Source organism: Streptomyces sp. SDT5-1 (assembly GCF_052245995.1).
Taxonomy (GTDB): domain Bacteria; phylum Actinomycetota; class Actinomycetes; order Streptomycetales; family Streptomycetaceae; genus Streptomyces.
The window spans coordinates 2,633,395-2,650,594 of the sequence record NZ_CM125963.1 but is presented as its reverse complement, the minus strand read 5'-3'; the positions used below and the strand labels follow the sequence as shown (position 1 = coordinate 2,650,594).

At 73.8% G+C, this 17,200-nt stretch carries 18 protein-coding genes; 12 read left to right on the top strand and 6 right to left on the bottom strand.

Features of this window, described 5'->3' with window-relative positions; translation table 11 throughout:
- Positions 1-30: 30 nt before the first annotated feature.
- The 4 genes from ACTWJ8_RS12405 to ACTWJ8_RS12390 all read right to left on the bottom strand — a co-directional run bounded on the left by ACTWJ8_RS12405 (position 31) and on the right by ACTWJ8_RS12390 (position 5,202).
- Complete coding sequence (locus ACTWJ8_RS12405) at positions 31-816, bottom strand: LON peptidase substrate-binding domain-containing protein (RefSeq protein ID WP_443263828.1); 786 nt, start codon at positions 814-816, stop codon at positions 31-33.
- Between the two features lie 5 nt (positions 817-821).
- Positions 822-1,799 (bottom strand): hypothetical protein, encoded by a 978-nt coding sequence (locus ACTWJ8_RS12400; RefSeq protein ID WP_356388276.1) that lies wholly within the window; start codon positions 1,797-1,799, stop codon positions 822-824.
- Positions 1,800-2,359: 560 nt separating this feature from the next.
- Positions 2,360-3,058 (bottom strand): alpha/beta hydrolase, encoded by a 699-nt coding sequence (locus ACTWJ8_RS12395; protein WP_443263827.1) that lies wholly within the window; start codon positions 3,056-3,058, stop codon positions 2,360-2,362.
- 629 nt (positions 3,059-3,687) lie between these two features.
- Positions 3,688-5,202 carry an oxidoreductase gene (locus tag ACTWJ8_RS12390; RefSeq protein WP_443264878.1) on the bottom strand — a complete coding sequence of 505 codons (1,515 nt, stop codon included), beginning with the start codon at positions 5,200-5,202 and terminating at the stop codon, positions 3,688-3,690.
- A gap of 245 nt (positions 5,203-5,447) precedes the next feature.
- On the opposite strand from ACTWJ8_RS12390, the gene hisD reads away from it, so the two are divergent.
- The 11 genes from hisD (at position 5,448) to ACTWJ8_RS12335 (ending at position 15,633) form a co-directional block, all read left to right on the top strand.
- Positions 5,448-6,773: a histidinol dehydrogenase gene (hisD, locus tag ACTWJ8_RS12385; protein WP_443263826.1), complete on the top strand. Its 1,326-nt coding sequence runs from the start codon at positions 5,448-5,450 to the stop codon at positions 6,771-6,773.
- A complete protein-coding gene (locus ACTWJ8_RS12380; RefSeq protein WP_443263825.1) occupies positions 6,749-7,888 on the top strand; it encodes a histidinol-phosphate transaminase in 1,140 nt (379 codons plus the stop codon). The genes hisD and ACTWJ8_RS12380 overlap by 25 nt, the downstream gene beginning before the upstream one ends.
- Entirely contained in the window at positions 7,885-8,484 is a 600-nt protein-coding gene (gene hisB / locus ACTWJ8_RS12375; RefSeq protein ID WP_356388034.1) for an imidazoleglycerol-phosphate dehydratase HisB, read from the top strand. The genes ACTWJ8_RS12380 and hisB overlap by 4 nt, the downstream gene beginning before the upstream one ends.
- The gene (locus tag ACTWJ8_RS12370; RefSeq protein WP_356388036.1) at positions 8,481-8,645 is read left to right on the top strand and encodes a hypothetical protein; all 165 of its coding nucleotides are present in this window, start codon (positions 8,481-8,483) and stop codon (positions 8,643-8,645) included. Before hisB ends, ACTWJ8_RS12370 begins: the two co-directional genes overlap by 4 nt.
- Complete coding sequence (gene hisH / locus ACTWJ8_RS12365) at positions 8,645-9,292, top strand: imidazole glycerol phosphate synthase subunit HisH (protein ID WP_356388038.1); 648 nt, start codon at positions 8,645-8,647, stop codon at positions 9,290-9,292. Before ACTWJ8_RS12370 ends, hisH begins: the two co-directional genes overlap by 1 nt.
- Positions 9,289-10,029 (top strand): bifunctional 1-(5-phosphoribosyl)-5-((5-phosphoribosylamino)methylideneamino)imidazole-4-carboxamide isomerase/phosphoribosylanthranilate isomerase PriA, encoded by a 741-nt coding sequence (gene priA, locus ACTWJ8_RS12360; RefSeq protein WP_356388040.1) that lies wholly within the window; start codon positions 9,289-9,291, stop codon positions 10,027-10,029. Before hisH ends, priA begins: the two co-directional genes overlap by 4 nt.
- A complete protein-coding gene (locus tag ACTWJ8_RS12355; protein WP_356388042.1) occupies positions 10,026-10,430 on the top strand; it encodes a RidA family protein in 405 nt (134 codons plus the stop codon). The genes priA and ACTWJ8_RS12355 overlap by 4 nt, the downstream gene beginning before the upstream one ends.
- Positions 10,427-11,182, top strand: a complete 756-nt coding sequence (gene hisF / locus ACTWJ8_RS12350) for an imidazole glycerol phosphate synthase subunit HisF (RefSeq protein ID WP_356388044.1) — start codon at positions 10,427-10,429, stop codon at positions 11,180-11,182. Before ACTWJ8_RS12355 ends, hisF begins: the two co-directional genes overlap by 4 nt.
- 125 nt (positions 11,183-11,307) lie before the next feature.
- Entirely contained in the window at positions 11,308-12,240 is a 933-nt protein-coding gene (bdeA, locus tag ACTWJ8_RS12345) for a bis(hydroxyethyl) terephthalate hydrolase (protein WP_443263824.1), read from the top strand.
- A 102-nt stretch (positions 12,241-12,342) separates the two neighbouring features.
- A complete protein-coding gene (locus ACTWJ8_RS12340; RefSeq protein ID WP_443263823.1) occupies positions 12,343-14,289 on the top strand; it encodes a LuxR C-terminal-related transcriptional regulator in 1,947 nt (648 codons plus the stop codon).
- Positions 14,290-14,397: 108 nt separating this feature from the next.
- Positions 14,398-15,633 (top strand): PucR family transcriptional regulator, encoded by a 1,236-nt coding sequence (locus ACTWJ8_RS12335; protein WP_443263822.1) that lies wholly within the window; start codon positions 14,398-14,400, stop codon positions 15,631-15,633.
- Here ACTWJ8_RS12335 and ACTWJ8_RS12330 read toward each other — a convergent pair.
- Positions 15,605-16,240, bottom strand: coding sequence for a TIGR03085 family metal-binding protein (locus ACTWJ8_RS12330; protein ID WP_356388050.1), 636 nt, complete (start codon positions 16,238-16,240; stop codon positions 15,605-15,607). The genes ACTWJ8_RS12335 and ACTWJ8_RS12330 overlap by 29 nt on opposite strands.
- A 71-nt stretch (positions 16,241-16,311) precedes the next feature.
- Between ACTWJ8_RS12330 and hisI the strand changes: the two genes are divergently transcribed.
- Entirely contained in the window at positions 16,312-16,689 is a 378-nt protein-coding gene (gene hisI / locus ACTWJ8_RS12325; protein WP_356388052.1) for a phosphoribosyl-AMP cyclohydrolase, read from the top strand.
- On the opposite strand, the gene ACTWJ8_RS12320 is transcribed toward hisI, so the two are convergent.
- On the bottom strand, positions 16,670-17,170 hold the full coding sequence (locus ACTWJ8_RS12320) for a hypothetical protein (protein WP_356388054.1): 501 nt from the start codon (positions 17,168-17,170) through the stop codon (positions 16,670-16,672). The two genes, hisI and ACTWJ8_RS12320, sit on opposite strands and share 20 nt — an antisense overlap.
- Positions 17,171-17,200 lie beyond the last annotated feature (30 nt).

The window sequence follows — 17,200 nt, the reverse complement described above, 5'->3', positions numbered from 1 at the left end:
CGTCGATCCTCTACGTGAGTTGAGTGAACGTCAGTTGAGGCTGGTGGTCTGCCGGGTCAGATCCGTGGCCGGCAGCGACGGCAGATGACGGATGATCGCGGTCTCCGCGCGCAGCAGCGTCAGCTCCTCGCGCAGCCGGGACGCCACGTCGTCCGCCTGAAGCAGCCGCTGCTTCGTCGGTACGTCGAGGACCGCGGCCGCCGCGACGAGATACGACACCACCGACGGCTCGTCCGGCAGCTCGGCGCCCGTCGTCAGCGAACGCTCACGGGCGCCCGCGAGCCGCTTCTGGTACGAGCGGAACGCGCGCAGCACACCCTCCGCGAGGGCGCCCGCCTCCTCGCCGTCCGGCTCGTCGAGCTCCTCCACCTCGGCCGTCAGATACGGGCCCGAGGCGTCGACCGAGTGCAGCCGCACCCGGCGTGTGCCCGTGGCGAGCACCTCGAAGCTGCCGTCCGCGCGCTCCCTGATCGTGGCGGCGTCCGCGATGCAGCCGACGGCGTGGAAGGACGTGATCGGATCGTCGCCGAAGCCCGCGGCGGGGCCCGCGCCGGCCTCCTTCGTCGCCGCCTTGTCGGGCATGCCGGGCGCGCTCGGGGCGACCTCGTGGCCGTCGCGGATCGCCACGACCACGAACTGGCGCGGCTCGTCCGAGGTGGACGGCTCCGTGTCGGGCTCCGACGGATCGTCGGGCGAGGCCTTCAACAGGTCGCGCATCATGGCGCGATAGCGCTCCTCGAACACGTTCAGCGGGAGCACGAGTCCCGGGAACAGCACCGAGTTGAGCGGGAACAGCGGAAGTCGGACGGTGGTCACGTCGGTCAAGCGTAATGGTCGTCGGACCTGGGCGGTCCGCCGCGCAGCGGCATCGTCGCCGCGACCTCCAACCGGACCTGCCCGCGCAGCTCCATGAAGTGGCCCAGCGGGTCGTCCGTCAGCCGGTCCCACGGGAACGACGTGGCGTACGGGCCGATGAGCCGCAGCTGCTCGAGCGCGTCGTCCCAGCGCTTCAGCTCCACCAGTACGCAGGTCAACAGGTTGCGCACCTCCGCGGGCCAGGGATCGGCGGCCTCGTACGAGCGGGAGAGGTCCACGGCGAGGTCGGCGGCGGCGTCGAGGCGGGCGCGGGAGATGCCGGTCATCGGGGCGCCCGACGTCAGATACGCGAGGGCCGCGCGGGCCGGCAGCGCCTGGAGCAGCGAGCCCGGCAGGGCGTCCTGCGCGGCGCGCTCCGCGAAGTCGAAGCACTCGCGGTGCGAGCCGTACCAGGCGGCGGAGAGATAGCGCAGGGCCGCGACGTGGCAGCCGTAGTGGTGCGGGGAGCGGCGCACCGCGCGGGCCCACAGCTGCTCGAACTCGGTGTGCGGGGCGTTCGTGCCGCGGGCGTGGTCCAGGGCTATCCGCCAGGGGACCGGGTCGCGGGGGTCGGACTCGGCGGCGGCCAGGATCAGCGGGGTGACCTCGCGCAGGAGTTCGGCGTGGGCGGGGGCGGCGAGGGCGCGGGTGACGGCGAGCTCGGCCTTCACCAGGAGCAGGTCGGGGTCGTGCGGCGAGGCCTGCTGCCAGGACTCGAACCACTCGGGGCGGGCGGCGGCGAACGCGGCGAGGCGCTGCACGCCGCGGTCCCGGTTCTCCCACTCGGCGGCCTCCCGGGTCTGGGCGAGGGCCTTCGCGGCGGGGCCGTGGTCGCCGCGGCCGGCGGCGACGAGGGCAGGGGCGAGGCGGTCGTCCGGGGCGTCGAGCAGCAGCTCCTCGTCCGGCGGGAGGTCGGTGCCGAGGGTGGCGGTGTGCCGGAGCATGCGGGCGGTCCGGACGAGGGCGCGCAGAAATGGCACGGGGCCTCCTTCTGCGCCGTGGGGACGTGGTTGCGCTGGGATGACGGTCGAGGTGGCCGGAAGGTTGCACGCGCCGCACCGTTTTTTGCCGTGTCGTGGCCGGGGGCGTTGGTCACGGGTGGGCGGGGTGCGGGGTTGTGCGTGTGGTTTCGGGCGTGCGGCGCCGGTTCCCGGCCCCGCGCCCGTCCCGGCACCCCCCGACGCCCGGTCATCTCCCACCCACCCGCCCCCTCCGGGGGCTTCGGCCCCCGTGGGTCGGGCCGGTGTTCGGCCGGAGCGTCCGTTCGTCGCGGTCGGCCTTTCGGTCCGTACCGGACCTGGGCCGTGGAGGCGGTTTCGCGTCGGCGAGGTGCGGCGTGGGCGAGGGACGGGCCTGACGGGACGGGTTATGCGGTGGCGTCAGGGTGTCGCCGCGCTGGGCTGCCGGGCCGGGCGGGCCGAGCCGAGCCGCGACGGGCTCCGGGGTGTCGCCGGCCTTGGCCCCGTTGCTCGTTCCGGTTGTGCCGCGGCCGCCGTGGCCGGGGTCAGCGGGAGGCGACGGTGAGTGCGAGGAGGTGGGTCGTGGTTGTCTGCGGGGCCACCAGGTGGTGGAAGTGGTGGCCGGGGATGTGGGCCACCGGCCAACCGCGGGCGTGCGCCTCCGCGGCCACGGTGTCGTACGGCGTGCCGAACAGGACGTATGCGCACGGGTGGTCGTCCCAGCCGTCGGGGACCGGGATCCGTTGCTCGTAGTACGACAGCGGCAGCGTGGGCTGCTCCGCGACCACGGCCCGCCGCACCGCCGGATCGGGGAACATCGGCGCGACGTCCGCCTCGTCCCACCAGTCCGTCCATCGCGGCAGCACCCCGTTCACCGCCTTCGGGCGGAGGAAGTCAAGCAGCTCCGGCGGGGCGACCGGTGTCGACCCGGAACGTGCCGGCAGCGCCGCGTCGACGAAGACGGAGCCGGACACCGGCTGGTCGAGGGCCGCGCGGATCGCCGGGAGGAAGAGGCCAGCGTTGCTGTGGGCGACCAGGACGAGCGGGGTGTCGTGGGGGACGGCCCGCAGGTCGTCGCGGACCGCGGCGACCACGTGAGGCCAGAAGGGCGGTTCGGTGGTGGCCACGCGCGACAGGGAGGGCACCCGTGCCCGGTACCCGGCCGCCGTCAGGCGTTCGGCCACCGGGAGCCAGCTCGCCGGCCCCACGGAGGGGCTGTGCACCAGAACGAAGGTCGGCTCCATGCCCCGATCCTGCCGCCGACACCCGCACCGTTACGCCCTTCTCGGCCCACGGCAGAACGCCCCGGCAGCCCGACAGCCCCCTGCGCGGTTCGGTACAGCTGCTCCCGGCTCCCTGGCGCCCGAACCACAAGACCTCGCGCTGCCGGGCTCAGCTCGGGTCCGGTCCGGGGCCCAGTAGAAGCGCAGGGTCAAAGGCACCAGGGGGCGTCGGCCTGGGCAGGGACCCCGTGGGGCCGTAGCCCCCGGAGAGGGGGGCGAAGACGTGGAAGCGGCGGCCCTGGTGGGCGCCACTGCCGACCCACGGCAGAGCGGCGCTCGGGTCCCGGCGTCGAAGCCACGGCAGGCGGGGGAGCCGTCGCCCTGGTCCGGGACCCCGTGGGGGGCGGGCGGGAGATGACCGGGCAGGCGGCAGTGCGCGTGGAGGTGGCGGCCTCGGTGGGCGCCGGCGGCGTGTCTGTCTCGGCCCGCGGCGGTGCGGTGCTCGGGCCCCGGCGTCGAAGCCGCGGCAGGCGTGGGACCCGTCGACGTGGGCCGCACCCCCGTGGGGCCGTAGCCCCCGGAGGGGGCGGGTGGGTGGGAGGTGACCGGGGGGCCGAGCCCCACCGAGACCCCCACCGCACCCCCGCCCCCTAACTCCTGCGGAGCAGCCGCGTCGCGCCCGCCGCCACCGTCGTCGCCAGGATCCAGCCCAGGAGGACCAGGGCCACCGAGGCCCACTGCCAGGCGCCGTGGAGTTGCCAGCTGGCGGCCTGGCCGAGGTCGATGACGGGGAGGAGGAGGTCGAGGGTGAAGAGGGCGGGGTCCCAGACGGGGCCCTCGCCGGGCTTGATGCGCGGGTGCGGCGCCTGCGAGAAGGCGACCGCGCTCAGCGCCCAGAGGACGATCATCCACAGCGCGGCCCGCCCGGGCCGGTACCCGTACGCCACCGTCCAGTCCTGGACGTACCCCCACACCTTGGCCGCCAGCGGCAGCGTCTCGCGGCGCCGCCGCTGCTTGGCGAGCAGCACCTCGCGGGCCTCGGAGTCCTCCCCGCTGTTGCGCAGCACCGTGGCCAGCCGCTCGTACGGCTCCGGGTTGTACTCGGGTGTCGCCGCGGCGAGCCAGTCGAGGCGGCGGGCCAGCGGGAAGGACCCCGTCGGGATGAGGTTCTCGTACTGGAAGCCGCCGAGGCGGAGCTGCCCGGGGCCCGGCCAGCTGGTCGACCGGTCGACGAGGTTGGTGGCCCGCGCCCCGGACAGGACGATCCGGCCGCGCCGCGGCCGCTCGCACAGGAAGCGGAGTTCCGGCGTCTGGACGCGCCGCATGGAGACCTCCTGCTCGTTCTCCATGAGGAAGCGCGCCGACTCCATGTCGACCGCGTCGCCGAACCGCCCGTCGTCGAGCCGCACCCCGCCCACGCACTCGAAGTTCTGCACGCGGGTGCCGCGGGCGGGCGTCCCGCCCCCGTTCTGGAGCGGCCCGCCGATCGCGGCCGGCCCGAGGTACAGGGTCCGCTCGACCGACAGCTGCGGCGCGTTGAGGGCCCGCGCCCCGCGCGTGTTCCGCAGCCGGCTGCCGCGCAGCGACAGCGAGACGCCGACCGTGGCGCCGCGCAGGCTCAGCTCGCCGTGCGTCTCGAGCTGCTCGGCCTGGAGGTCCTGGCCGACGGTGAGCCCGTCCGCCATGATCGATTTTCCGAGCCGGTCGCGGAACACGACGGCCTGGTTGAGCAGCAGGTCGGTGCCGATGTGCGCGTCGGTGAGCCGCACCCCGTTGTGGAAGCGGCAGCGCGCGAGGTGCAGATCGCCCTCGGTGTGCACCCGGGCGCCTTCGAGGCGTGGCACGGAGCAGTCGATGAGCCGCACAGTCGTGAAGTGCGCCTCGGGCAGCCGTACCTCCTTCTCGAAGCGGCAGCCCTTCATCTCCACGTACGGCACGACCGAGCCGCCGGCGAGGTCGAACGCGTCGGTGATCTGCACGCCCTGGAGCTTCAGCGAGGAGACCCGGCCGTCGAGCGCGGGCGGCCCGTCGAGCAGCAGCCACGCCACGATACGGGCCCGCACGCTGCGCCCCGGCCCCCAGGGGTGCCCGCCGTGCGGGTCGTCCCGCTCGGCGTCCCCGGTGCGCAGGTCGTAGACGCTGCCGTTGCGGAACGCCTGCCACATCCCGACCTCGGTTGCGGTCAGCCCGTCCGGCACGTCCCCGTTGCCGTTGCCGGTCGTCCCCTCGACCACGACTGTTCTGCCTTCCCCCGTGACGGTCGTACGTCCCGTACGACCTGTGTGTATGCCTGGTTCGTACAACCGTTCATGCCCGCTGCGTGACGGTCGGAATCCGCTGCGTCTCGACGCCGGTATCAGCCACTGATACGGGGCGCCGAGCGTAAACCCGCATCTGAGAGAATTGTTCTGTGATCTCTCGAATCGATCTGCGCGGCGCCGCCCTCCCCGAGGGTCAGGCCCTGCGCTCGCTGCTGCCCCGAGCCGACTTCGACGTCTCGGCCGCCCTGGAGAAGGTGCGTCCGATCTGCGAGGACGTGCATCATCGTGGCGACGCGGCGCTGATCGAGTACGGGGAGAAATTCGACGGAGTGAAGCTGGAGTCCGTGCGGGTTCCCGCCGAGGCCCTGGCCAAGGCGCTCGCCGACCTCGATCCCGCCGTGCGGGCCGCCCTGGAGGAGTCGATCCGCCGGGCCCGCATCGTCCACCGCGAGCAGCGCCGCTCCACCCACACCACGCAGGTCGTGCCGGGCGGCTCGGTCACCGAGAAGTGGGTGCCGGTCGAGCGCGTCGGCCTGTACGCGCCCGGCGGCCGGTCGGTCTACCCGTCGTCCGTGATCATGAACGCGGTGCCGGCGCAGGAGGCGGGCGTCGAGTCGATCGCGCTCGCGTCGCCGCCGCAGAAGGAGTTCGGCGGGCTTCCGCACCCGACGATCCTCGCCGCGTGCGCGCTGCTCGGTGTCGACGAGGTGTACGCGGTGGGCGGCGCCCAGGCCGTCGCCATGTACGCGTACGGCACCGAGTCCTGCCCTCCGGCGAACATGGTGACGGGCCCCGGCAACATCTGGGTGGCCGCCGCCAAGCGCTACTTCACGGGCCGTATCGGCATCGACGCCGAGGCGGGCCCGACCGAGATCGCCGTCCTGGCCGACTCCACGGCCGACCCGGCGCACGTCGCCTCCGACCTGATCAGTCAGGCCGAGCACGACCCGATGGCCGCCGCCGTCCTCGTGACGGACTCGGCCGAGCTCGCCGACGCCGTGGAGAAGGAGCTGGAGCCGCAGGTCGCGGCCACCAAGCACGTCGAGGACCGGATCGTGCCCGCCCTCAAGGGCGAGCAGTCCGCGATCGTCCTCGTCGACTCGCTCGACGACGGCCTCAAGGTCGTCGACGCGTACGGCGCCGAGCACCTGGAGATCCAGACCGCCGACGCCTCGGCCGTGGCCCAGCGCGTCAAGAACGCGGGCGCGATCTTCGTCGGCCCGTGGGCGCCGGTCTCGCTCGGCGACTACGCGGCCGGGTCGAACCACGTGCTGCCGACCGGCGGCTGTGCCTGCCACTCCTCCGGTCTGTCCGTCCAGTCCTTCCTGCGCGGCATCCACATCGTCGACTACACGAAGGACGCCCTCGCCGAGGTCGCGGCCACCGTGGTGACGCTCGCCGACGCCGAGGACCTGCCCGCGCACGGCGCGGCGATCAAGGCCCGTTTCGGATGGAAGGTGCCCAACAGCAAGTGACCAGGATCGACGACCTTCCCGTACGCGAGGAACTGCGCGGCAAGTCCCCTTACGGCGCACCGCAGTTGGACGTCGCCGTACGGCTGAACACGAACGAGAACCCGTACCCGCTGCCCGAGCCGCTCGTGCAGCGGATCGCCGAGCGGGTCGCCGACGCCGCCCGCGAGCTGAACCGCTACCCGGACCGGGACGCGGTCGAGCTGCGCACCGAGCTGGCGAAGTACCTGACCCGGACGACCGGCCACGAGGTCACGTACGAGCAGGTGTGGGCGGCCAACGGGTCGAACGAGGTGCTCCAGCAGCTCCTCCAGGCCTTCGGCGGCCCCGGCCGCATCGCGCTGGGCTTCGAGCCCTCGTACTCGATGCACCCGCTGCTCGCCCGCGGCACCAACACCGGCTGGGTGAGCGCCCCGCGCCGCGACGACTTCTCGCTGGACGTCCCGGCCGCCGTCGAGGCGATCCGGACGCACCGGCCGCACGTCGTCTTCATCACCAGCCCCAACAACCCGACGGGCAACGCGGTGGCGGCCGAGGACGTCCTCGCGCTGTACGAGGCCGCGGGCCGGGACGCGCTCGTGATCGTCGACGAGGCGTACACCGAGTTCAGCCACGGCTCCTCGCTGCTCCGGCTGATCGAGGGCCGCCCGAACCTCGTCATCTCGCGGACGATGTCCAAGGCCTTCGGCGCGGCGGGGCTGCGCCTCGGCTACCTGGCCGCAGACCCGGCCGTGGTCGACGCCGTCCAGCTGGTGCGCCTGCCGTACCACCTGTCGGCCGTGAACCAGGCGACGGCGCTGGCCGCCCTGGAGTACACCGACACGCTCCTCCAGTACGTGGAGCAGCTGAAGGCCGAGCGCGACCGCGTGGTCGCCGAGCTGGAGGCCCTCGGCTTCGAGGTCACCGTCGCGGACGCCAACTTCATCCAGTTCGGCGTCTTCGAAGACCCGCACGCCGTCTGGCAGTTCATCCTCGACCGCGGCGTCCTGATCCGGGACAACGGCGTGCCCGGCCGCCTGCGCGTCACCGTAGGGACCCCCGAAGAGAACGACGCGTTCCTGGACGCGGCCCGCGAAGTGAAGAAGGCCCAAATGAACAATCAAGGGGGCGGCGCATGAGCCGCATCGGACGCGTGGAGCGTACGACCAAGGAGACCTCGGTCCTCGTCGAGATCGACCTCGACGGCACCGGCAAGGTCGACGTCGCGACGGGGGTCGGGTTCTACGACCACATGCTCGACCAGCTCGGCAAGCACGGTCTGTTCGACCTGACGGTGAAGACCGAGGGCGATCTGCACATCGACTCGCACCACACCATCGAGGACACCGCCCTCGCCCTCGGCGCCGCCTTCAAGCAGGCGCTCGGCGACAAGGTCGGCATCTACCGGTTCGGCAACTGCACGGTGCCGCTCGACGAGTCGCTCGCCCAGGTGACGGTCGACCTGTCGGGCCGCCCGTACCTCGTGCACACCGAGCCCGAGAAGATGGCGCCGATGATCGGCGAGTACGACACGACGATGACCCGGCACATCCTGGAGTCCTTCGTCGCGCAGGCGCAGATCGCGCTGCACGTGCACGTCCCGTACGGGCGCAACGCGCACCACATCGTCGAGTGCCAGTTCAAGGCCCTCGCGCGGGCCCTGCGCTACGCCAGCGAGATCGACCCGCGCGCCGCCGCCGCGGGCGTCCTCCCGTCCACGAAGGGCGCGCTGTGAGCGGCCTCTCCGCGGTGCTGATCTTCGTCGGCCTCTTCCTGGCCGGCGGGGCGTGGTCCTTCCACAAGCAAGAACTCCCCAAGAGCGTCGTGGTGCTGATGGGCATCGGTTCCGCGATGTGCCTCGTCGCCGGAATCCTGCGGTTGGAGTGGCTCTACTGATGTCGGCCGACAAGACCAAGAGCGTCGTCGTCTTCGACTACGGCTTCGGGAACGTGCGCTCCGCCGAGCGCGCCCTGGCCCGCGCGGGCGCCGACGTCGAGATCACCCGCGACTACGACAGGGCCATGAACGCGGACGGCCTGCTCGTGCCCGGCGTCGGCGCGTTCGCCGCCTGCATGAAGGGCCTGAAGGAGGCGCGCGGCGACTGGATCGTGGGCCGCCGGCTCGCCGGTGGCCGCCCCGTGATGGGCATCTGCGTCGGCATGCAGATCCTCTTCGCGCGCGGCATCGAGCACGGCGAGGAGGCCGAGGGCCTCGACGAGTGGCCCGGCGTCGTCGAGCCGCTGAAGGCCGACGTCGTGCCGCACATGGGCTGGAACACCGTGGACGCCCCGCAGGACTCCCAGCTGTTCGCCGGCGTGAACACCGACGAGCGCTTCTACTTCGTGCACTCGTACGCCGTGCAGAACTGGGAGCTGGAAGTCCACAACCCGTCCATCCGCGCGCCCAAGGTGACTTGGTCCACGCACGGCGGCCCGTTCGTGGCCGCCGTCGAGAACGGCGCGCTGTGGGCGACGCAGTTCCACCCCGAGAAGTCCGGCGACGCCGGAGCGCAGCTGCTGAAGAACTGGATCTCCGTACTGTGACCGCTTCCCAGAGCAACAAGCTCGAACTCCTCCCCGCCGTCGACGTCCGCGACGGCCAGGCCGTCCGCCTCGTGCACGGCGAGTCCGGCACCGAGACCTCCTACGGCTCCCCGCTGGAGGCCGCCCTCGCCTGGCAGAACTCGGGCGCCGAGTGGCTGCACCTGGTCGACCTGGACGCCGCGTTCGGCACCGGCGACAACCGCGCCCTGATCTCCGAGGTCGCCAAGGCCATGGACATCAAGGTGGAGCTGTCCGGCGGCATCCGCGACGACGACTCGCTCGCCGCCGCCCTCGCCACGGGCGCCACCCGCGTCAACATCGGCACCGCCGCTCTGGAGGACCCCGAGTGGGTCGCCAAGATCATCGCCGAGCACGGTGACAAGATCGCGGTCGGTCTCGACGTGCGCGGCACGACGCTGCGCGGCCGCGGCTGGACCCGCGACGGCGGCGACCTCTACGAGACCCTGGAGCGCCTGAACGCCGAGGGCTGCTCCCGGTACGTCGTCACCGACATCGCCAAGGACGGCACGCTCCAGGGCCCGAACCTGGAGCTGCTGCGCAACGTCTGCTCGGCCACCGACCGCCCGGTCGTCGCCTCCGGCGGCGTCTCCTCCCTCGACGACCTGCGCGCCATCGCCGAGCTCGTGCCGCTCGGCGTCGAGGGCTCCATCGTCGGCAAGGCGCTGTACGCCAAGGCGTTCACGCTGGAAGAGGCCCTGGAGGCCGTGTCCCGATGACCTCGTCCGACGGCGTGCGGCGTGTGCAGAGCGGTTCTCCCTGGGAGGAGTCCTTCGGCTTCGCGCGCGCCGTCGCCGCCGGGGACCGGGTGATCGTGGGCGGGACGACCGCCTTCAAGCAGGACGTCCTGTACGGGGAGGGCGACCCGTACGAGCAGGCGCGCGTCGCCTTCGCCAACGCCCTCGACGCGATCGCGGAGTTCGGGCTCGGCCCCGAGTCCGTGATCCGCACCCGGATGTACCTCACCCACGCGCGGGACGTCGACGAGGTCGGCCGCGCCCACAACGACGTGTTCGGACAGGTGCGCCCCGCGACGACCCTGGTGGTCGTCACGGGCTTCGTCGACCCGCGCATCCTGGTCGAAGTAGAACTCGAAGCATTCCGAGGAGCCACCCCGTGACGCTCGCCGTCCGAGTCATCCCCTGCCTCGACGTGGACAACGGCCGCGTCGTCAAGGGCGTCAACTTCCAGAACCTGCGTGACGCGGGCGACCCCGTCGAGATGGCGAAGGTGTACGACGCCGAGGGCGCCGACGAGCTGACGTTCCTGGACATCACCGCGTCCTCCGGCAACCGCGAGACCACGTACGACGTGGTGCGCCGCACCGCCGAGCAGGTCTTCATCCCGCTCACCGTCGGCGGCGGCGTGCGCACCGCAGAGGACGTCGACAAGCTGCTGCGCGCGGGCGCCGACAAGGTGGGCGTCAACACGGCCGCCATCGCCCGCCCCGACCTGATCCGCGAGATCGCCGAGCGCTTCGGCCGCCAGGTGCTCGTCCTCTCCGTGGACGCGCGCCGCACCGAGTCGGGCTCCTTCGAGGTGACGACGCACGGCGGCCGCAGGTCCGCGGGCATCGACGCCGTCGAATGGGCCCACCAGGCGGCAGAGCTGGGCGCGGGCGAGATCCTGCTCAACTCGATGGACGCCGACGGCACCAAGGACGGCTACGACATCGAGATGATCGAGGCCGTCCGCAAGCACGTGTCGGTGCCCGTCATCGCCTCCGGCGGCGCCGGACGGCTGACCGACTTCCCGCCCGCCGTCGCCGCGGGCGCGGACGCCGTGCTCGCCGCCTCCGTCTTCCACTTCGGGGACCTGCGCATCGGGCAGGTCAAGGACACGCTCCGCGAGGCGGGCCACCCCGTCCGCTGACGTCCCCACGAGACCGGTGATTTCGCCGATGCGGGTGAGGTGACTCCGGCGCCACCGTGGTCGCAGTCAGAGACCACGGCGGCGCCCCGGGACGGGCTCCGCCCTCCCGAGAGGAACGCGTCATCGTGCAGCAGCACACCAGTGCGGCGCCCCCCGTGCACGGCAGGCGAGCCGCGAGCAGACTCCGCACCCGGCTGATCCGCACGGGCCTCGCCGCCCTGCTGGCCGTCGGCGGGCTCGCCACCCAGCAGTCCCTCACCGCGCACGCCGCGGAGAACCCGTACGAGCGCGGCCCCGCCCCCACCGTCTCCAGCATCGAGGCCTCGCGCGGCCCCTACGCCGTCTCCCAGACCAGCGTCTCCTCGCTGAGCGTCAGCGGCTTCGGCGGCGGCACCATCTACTACCCGACGTCCACGGCCGACGGCACGTTCGGCGCCGTCGCTATCTCGCCGGGCTACACGGCGTACCAGTCGTCCATCGCCTGGCTGGGCCCGCGCCTCGCCTCGCAGGGCTTCGTCGTCTTCACCATCGACACCAACACCACGCTCGACCAGCCCGACAGCCGGGGCCGCCAACTCCTGTCCGCGCTCGACTACTTGACCGAGAAGAGCTCGGTGCGCACCCGCATCGACACGAGCCGGCTCGGCGTCATGGGCCACTCCATGGGCGGCGGCGGCACGCTGGAGGCCGCCAAGAGCCGTCCCTCGCTCCAGGCGGCGATCCCGCTGACCGGCTGGAACCTCGACAAGACCTGGCCCGAGGTGAAGACCCCGACGCTCGTCGTGGGCGCCGACGGCGACACCATCGCGCCGGTCGCGACGCACTCCGAGCCCTTCTACCAGAGCCTGCCTGGCTCGCTGGACAAGGCGTACCTGGAGCTGCGCGGCGCCACGCACTTCACGCCGAACACCTCCAACACCACGATCGCGAAGTACAGCATTTCATGGCTGAAGCGCTTCATCGACAACGACACCCGGTACGAGCAGTTCCTCTGCCCGCTGCCGAGTTCGAGCCTGACGATCGCGGAGTACCGGGGGAACTGCCCGCACACCTCGTGAGGTCCTGAGGCCTTGTGCACGGGACCAGTGCGTGACGGCACCGGTTGGGTTTTCGACCAACCGGCGCTGCGCGTGCGCCGATTCGGGCCTACCGTGCTGCGAGTGAGCGGAAGAACCGTGCTGTTGCTCGCCGCCGCCGCGTACGAGGCCGACCCCGAGGGGCCCGGCGTCGACGCGGCCCTCGTGCTGCGGGCCGCCGCCGCGGCCGGGTTCGGCGCGGACGCCCTGGACGCGGCCGAACGCGCGGGGCTGCGGCGCGGCACGGACGGCCTGTTGCGGCTGCCCGGGCGGCGCGGGGTGTACGAGGCCGCGGCTCCGGAGCGGCGCAGGGCCGCGCACCGGGCGCTCGCCGCCGCCGCGACGGGCGAGCGACAGCGCGCCGCGGGGCTGCTGCACCGGCTGCTCGGCGCCGTCTACCCGGACGCGCGACTCGGCGCGGAGCTCGCGGCGGCCGACGGCGCCCCGCACGGGGAGCGGGCCACCGCCCTCGCGCACGCCGCGCGGCTCGCCGACGACCCCGCCGTACGGGCCGAGCGGCTGATCGCGGCGGCCGACCACGCGCGCCTCGCGGGCCGCCCGCACCTGGCCCGCGAACTCCTGGGCGGGGCAGGGGACGTGGCGGAGCCCGTACGGGGCCGTGCCGCGCTGGTCCGCGGACTGCTGGCGCTGCGCGACGGGCCGGTGGCCGACGCCCGCGAGTCCCTGCTGCTCGCGGCCCGGCTGTGCGCGGGATCCGACGCGGTCGAGGCCAGGCTCGGCGCGGCGGAGGCGTCCTGGGCGCTGGGGGACGCGGCGGGGTACCGGGAGGCCGTCGAGCACGGCGGGAGCGGGCGGGCGGCGGAGTTCGACTACCGGGTCGGCATGGCCGCGTCCCTGGGAGAGCGGGCCGGTGTCGGCCGGGTCGTGCTGCGGCGGGTCGTGGCGCGGTCCGCGGGGGAGCGGGAGCCGGCCGCGCTGCTGCGGGCCGGGGCCGCCGCCCTGGTCGCGGGGGACGTCGACGCCGCGTGCCGCATGGGCAGCCGCGCGCTCGCCGCCGCGCGCGACCGGGACGCGGGCGCCGAACTCCCGCGCGCCCTCGAACTGCTCGCCTACGGTGAGCTGCGCTCGGGGCGGCACGCACGGGCCCGCGCGCACGCCGAGGAGGGGGTGCGGGCCGCGCTCGCTGCGGGGCAGCGCAACGTCCTCGCCCACCAGCACGCCGTCCTCGCCCTGGTCGCCTCGCTCGACCGGGACGTCGACACCGTCGCCCGGCACGCCGCGGCCGCGCAGGAGACCGCCGACCGGCACGGTCTCGTCCAGGCCGCGACCCTCGCCCAGTGGGCGCTGGCCCGCGCCGACCTGGCGCGCGGCGACGCGGCACGGGCCGCCGCCCGGCTCGGCCCGCTCGTCGGTGGACCGCGCCGCGGGCACTTCGGCGTCCGGATGCTGGCCGTGCCGTGCCTGGTGGAGGCGGCCGTGCTCGCGGGCGAGCCCGCGGGGGCGCAGGCGGCCGTCGGCGAGTTCACGGTGTGGGTGGAGCGCGGCCACGACCCGCTGGCCCCGGCCCAACTGGCACGCTGCCAGGCCCTGTTGGCGTCGTCCGACCCGGCCGCCGCCGAATGCAGCTTCGAGGAGGCCCTCGCCCGGCACGAGCGGGCGGGCGGCGACTTCGAACGGGCCCGCACCGCCGCCCTCTACGGGAAGTGGCTGCGCAGGGCCAGGCGCCCGGCGCGCGCCCGCGCGGTGCTGCGCGACGCGCTGGTGGCGTTCGAACGGTGCGGCGCGACGGTCTGGGCGGCGCAGACGGCGGCCGAGCTGCGGGCCACCGGCGAGCAGTCGCCCGAGACCGAGGCGACGGGAGACCTGGTCGGCCTGACACCCCAGCAGCTCCGCATCGCCCGGCACGTCGCGCGCGGCGACACCAACCGCGAGGTGGCCCGCCGCCTCTCGGTGAGCCCCCGCACGGTCGACCACCACCTGCGCAACGTCTTCGCCCACCTCGGCATCCGCTCCCGCGTCGAACTCGCCCGCCTCCTGGCCCCGACGGAACCGGCGGACCATTCCTCGTGACCCGCCGCGGCCCACGGGTCGCCACCTGCGTGTTCGTCCCGAGGGGTGGAGACCGACCGGACGGTATGTCATTCTGCGGGCTCGTGAGCAGAGCCGTGGAGGACCGTCATGCCCGCGCATCTCGTACGTCCCCGACCTCGCGCCCAGGCCGCCGACGCCGTCGCCGTGCTGCGCCGCGCCGCACGGCCGCTGCTCGACCAACTCCCCGCGCTCACCGACCGGTTGACGTGGCAGCTGTACGAGCAGGAGCCCGCCTACCGCGCCGCCATCGACGCCGAGCCCGGCGTCGTACGCGAGGAGATCCAGCGCTCGCTGCGGCACAGCGTCGCCTCGCTGCTCGACCCCGCGCGCCACCGGGACGCCGCCCGCGCCTGCTCCGCCCGGATCGGCGCCGACCGCGCGGCCCACGGCTTCCCGCTCGACGCCGTCTCGCACGCCTTCCGGCTCGGCGGAGCCCTCGTCTGGCAGGCGCTCGTCGACGAGGTCACCCTGCGCCACCCCGAGGACGCCCACCTGCTGGTGCACCTCGCCGTCGACGTGTGGAACTTCGTGGACGAGCACTGCACCCACGTCGCCGACTCCTACCGGCGCGCCGAGCGCGAGCTCACCTGGCGGCGCGAGAACCGGCGCCGCATCCTCACCGCCGCCCTCCTCGACGGCGCCCTGCGCATCGCCGATCTGCCCGACGCCGCCACCGCCCTCGACCTGCCCGAACGCGGGCGGTACGCCGTCGTCGTCGCGGCCGGCACCGGAAGGGACAGGACCGAGCTTCCGGCCGGGCTCCGCGCCGTCTGGCACACCGTCCCCGACGCCGGGACCCGGCGCGGCGTCGTCCTGCTCGGCGACCTCGACGCGGCCCGGCTCGCCGCCGCCCTCGGGGAGCGGCCCGGCCGCCGCCTCGGCGTCAGCCCCGCCGTCGAGGGACTCGCCGCGGTCGGCGGCGCCCGGCGGCTCGCCGAGACCGCGCTGCGCATCTGCCCCGCGGGCGGCGGCACCGTACTCCTCGACGAACAGCTGCCCGCCGCCCTCGTCGCCGCCGCGCCCGCGCTCGGCAGGCTCCTCACCGACCGGGTGCTCGGCCCGCTGCTCGCCCTGCCGCCCGCCGACCGGACGCTGCTGCTCGACACGCTCACGGCCTGGCTGGACTGCGACGGCTCCGCGCAGCGCGCCGCCGCCCGCCTCTACTGCCACCGCAACACGGTCCTCAACCGGCTCCGCCGCTGCGAACAGCTCACCGGGCGCAGCCTCGCCCGCCCCGCCGACCTCGTCGAACTGGGGCTCGCGCTCAGCGCCTACCGGCTGGAGCCGCAGCCCGTCACAGGCCCAGCGCCTTCGTCTCCGTGAGCCGCTCGATCGCCGACTTCTCGCCGTCCAGCTCCACGTCCGCCGACTCCTGTCGCCCGAACGCGAACATCACCAGCTCCGACGGCGCGCCCGTGACCGTGACCACGGGGGCGCCGCGGTGCGCCACCGCCGTCTGGCCGTCCGGGCGGCGCAGCACGAGGCCGACCGGCGCCTTGCGGCCCATCACCCGCGCCATCCGCTCCAGGCGCGACCACAGGACGTCGGAGAAGACCGGGTCCAGCTCGCGGGGCGTCCAGTCGGGCTGCGCGCGGCGCACGTCCTCGGTGTGGACGTAGAACTCGATCGCGTTCGACGCCTCGTCGATCTGCTTGAGCGAGAAGGGCGAGAAGCGCGGCGGCCCCGTCCTGATCAGCTGGATCAGCTCCTCGTACGGCTTCTCCGCGAACTCGGCCTGCACCCGCTCGAGGCGCGAGGCGAGCTGTTTCACGAGGATGCCGCCCGCGGCGTCGGGCCGGCGCTCGCGCACCACCACGTGCGCGGCGAGGTCCCGGGTGTTCCAGCCCTCACAGAGCGTGGGGGCGTCCGGGCCCGAGGCCTCCAACAGATCGGCGAGCAGAAGTCGTTCACGCTTGGCATGGGTCGACATGCCGTCAGCCTACGACCGGCCGCGCCGCACCGGACAGTGGTCGACGCGCCCGGCGCGGCACAATGGTCCGTATGACCAGCGAGCCCGCACCCAGCAGCAGCCTCGACCCGGCCATCGCCGCACGCCTCAAGCGCAGCGCCGACGGCCTGGTGCCCGCCATCGCCCAGCAGTACGACACCGGCGAGGTGCTCATGCTCGGCTGGATGGACGACGAGGCGCTGCACCGCACCCTGACCACCGGACGCTGCACGTACTGGTCGCGCAGCCGCCAGGAGTACTGGGTCAAGGGCGACACCTCGGGCCACTTCCAGCACGTGAAGTCGGTCGCCCTCGACTGCGACGCGGACACCGTCCTCGTGAAGGTCGACCAGGTGGGCGCCGCCTGTCACACCGGCGCCCGCACCTGCTTCGACCGCGACGAACTCCCGGTCAGCGACACCGCAGCGTGATCCGCTGACCGTCCCGGAAGACGATCCCCGCCGGGTCGCCCGGCACCGCCGCCCCGTCGACCTCGGCCCGGCACGTCGGGCGCACGCCCCACTCCGTGAGGAACTGGCCGAGCGTGAAGTCCCGCCACCGGGCCGACTCCACGTGCACGGTGCCGCTGGTGTCGTGGGTGTGCAGCGGGCTGTAGCGGGGCTTCGCGCCCGACCGGTCGATGCCGATGTCCGCGGGCACGGTCACCTGTCGCCCGCCCGCGTACACGGTGAGGTGCGGGTGGATGTGCATGGTCAGCTTCTCGGTGTCCAGCATCTCCAGGCCCGCCGCGTGCACCCGCCCCTCGACCTCCCGCGGCGCGGGCGCCGCCCAGTCGTCGGCGGAGGGGGCGGGAGCGGCGCCGGTCAGCGCGGTCACGGCGACGGCGGCGAGTGCGATGCCGGGCAGGGCGCGCCGGACCGCCGGGTTCTTACGGGTCTTGGTGGTCGTCACCGTTCACTTCTAGCGGGGCGCGTTCCACCA

Coding starts and splice junctions, on each gene's coding strand:
- hisI (WP_356388052.1), top strand. CDS start 16,312: ATGACCAGCGAGCCCGCACCCAGCAGCAGCCTCGACCCGGCCATCGCC.
- ACTWJ8_RS12400 (WP_356388276.1), bottom strand. CDS start 1,799: ATGCTCCGGCACACCGCCACCCTCGGCACCGACCTCCCGCCGGACGAG.
- ACTWJ8_RS12380 (WP_443263825.1), top strand. CDS start 6,749: ATGGAAGGTGCCCAACAGCAAGTGACCAGGATCGACGACCTTCCCGTA.
- ACTWJ8_RS12355 (WP_356388042.1), top strand. CDS start 10,026: ATGACCTCGTCCGACGGCGTGCGGCGTGTGCAGAGCGGTTCTCCCTGG.
- hisH (WP_356388038.1), top strand. CDS start 8,645: ATGTCGGCCGACAAGACCAAGAGCGTCGTCGTCTTCGACTACGGCTTC.
- ACTWJ8_RS12390 (WP_443264878.1), bottom strand. CDS start 5,202: ATGTGGCAGGCGTTCCGCAACGGCAGCGTCTACGACCTGCGCACCGGG.
- ACTWJ8_RS12395 (WP_443263827.1), bottom strand. CDS start 3,058: ATGGAGCCGACCTTCGTTCTGGTGCACAGCCCCTCCGTGGGGCCGGCG.
- hisB (WP_356388034.1), top strand. CDS start 7,885: ATGAGCCGCATCGGACGCGTGGAGCGTACGACCAAGGAGACCTCGGTC.
- ACTWJ8_RS12335 (WP_443263822.1), top strand. CDS start 14,398: ATGCCCGCGCATCTCGTACGTCCCCGACCTCGCGCCCAGGCCGCCGAC.
- ACTWJ8_RS12330 (WP_356388050.1), bottom strand. CDS start 16,240: ATGTCGACCCATGCCAAGCGTGAACGACTTCTGCTCGCCGATCTGTTG.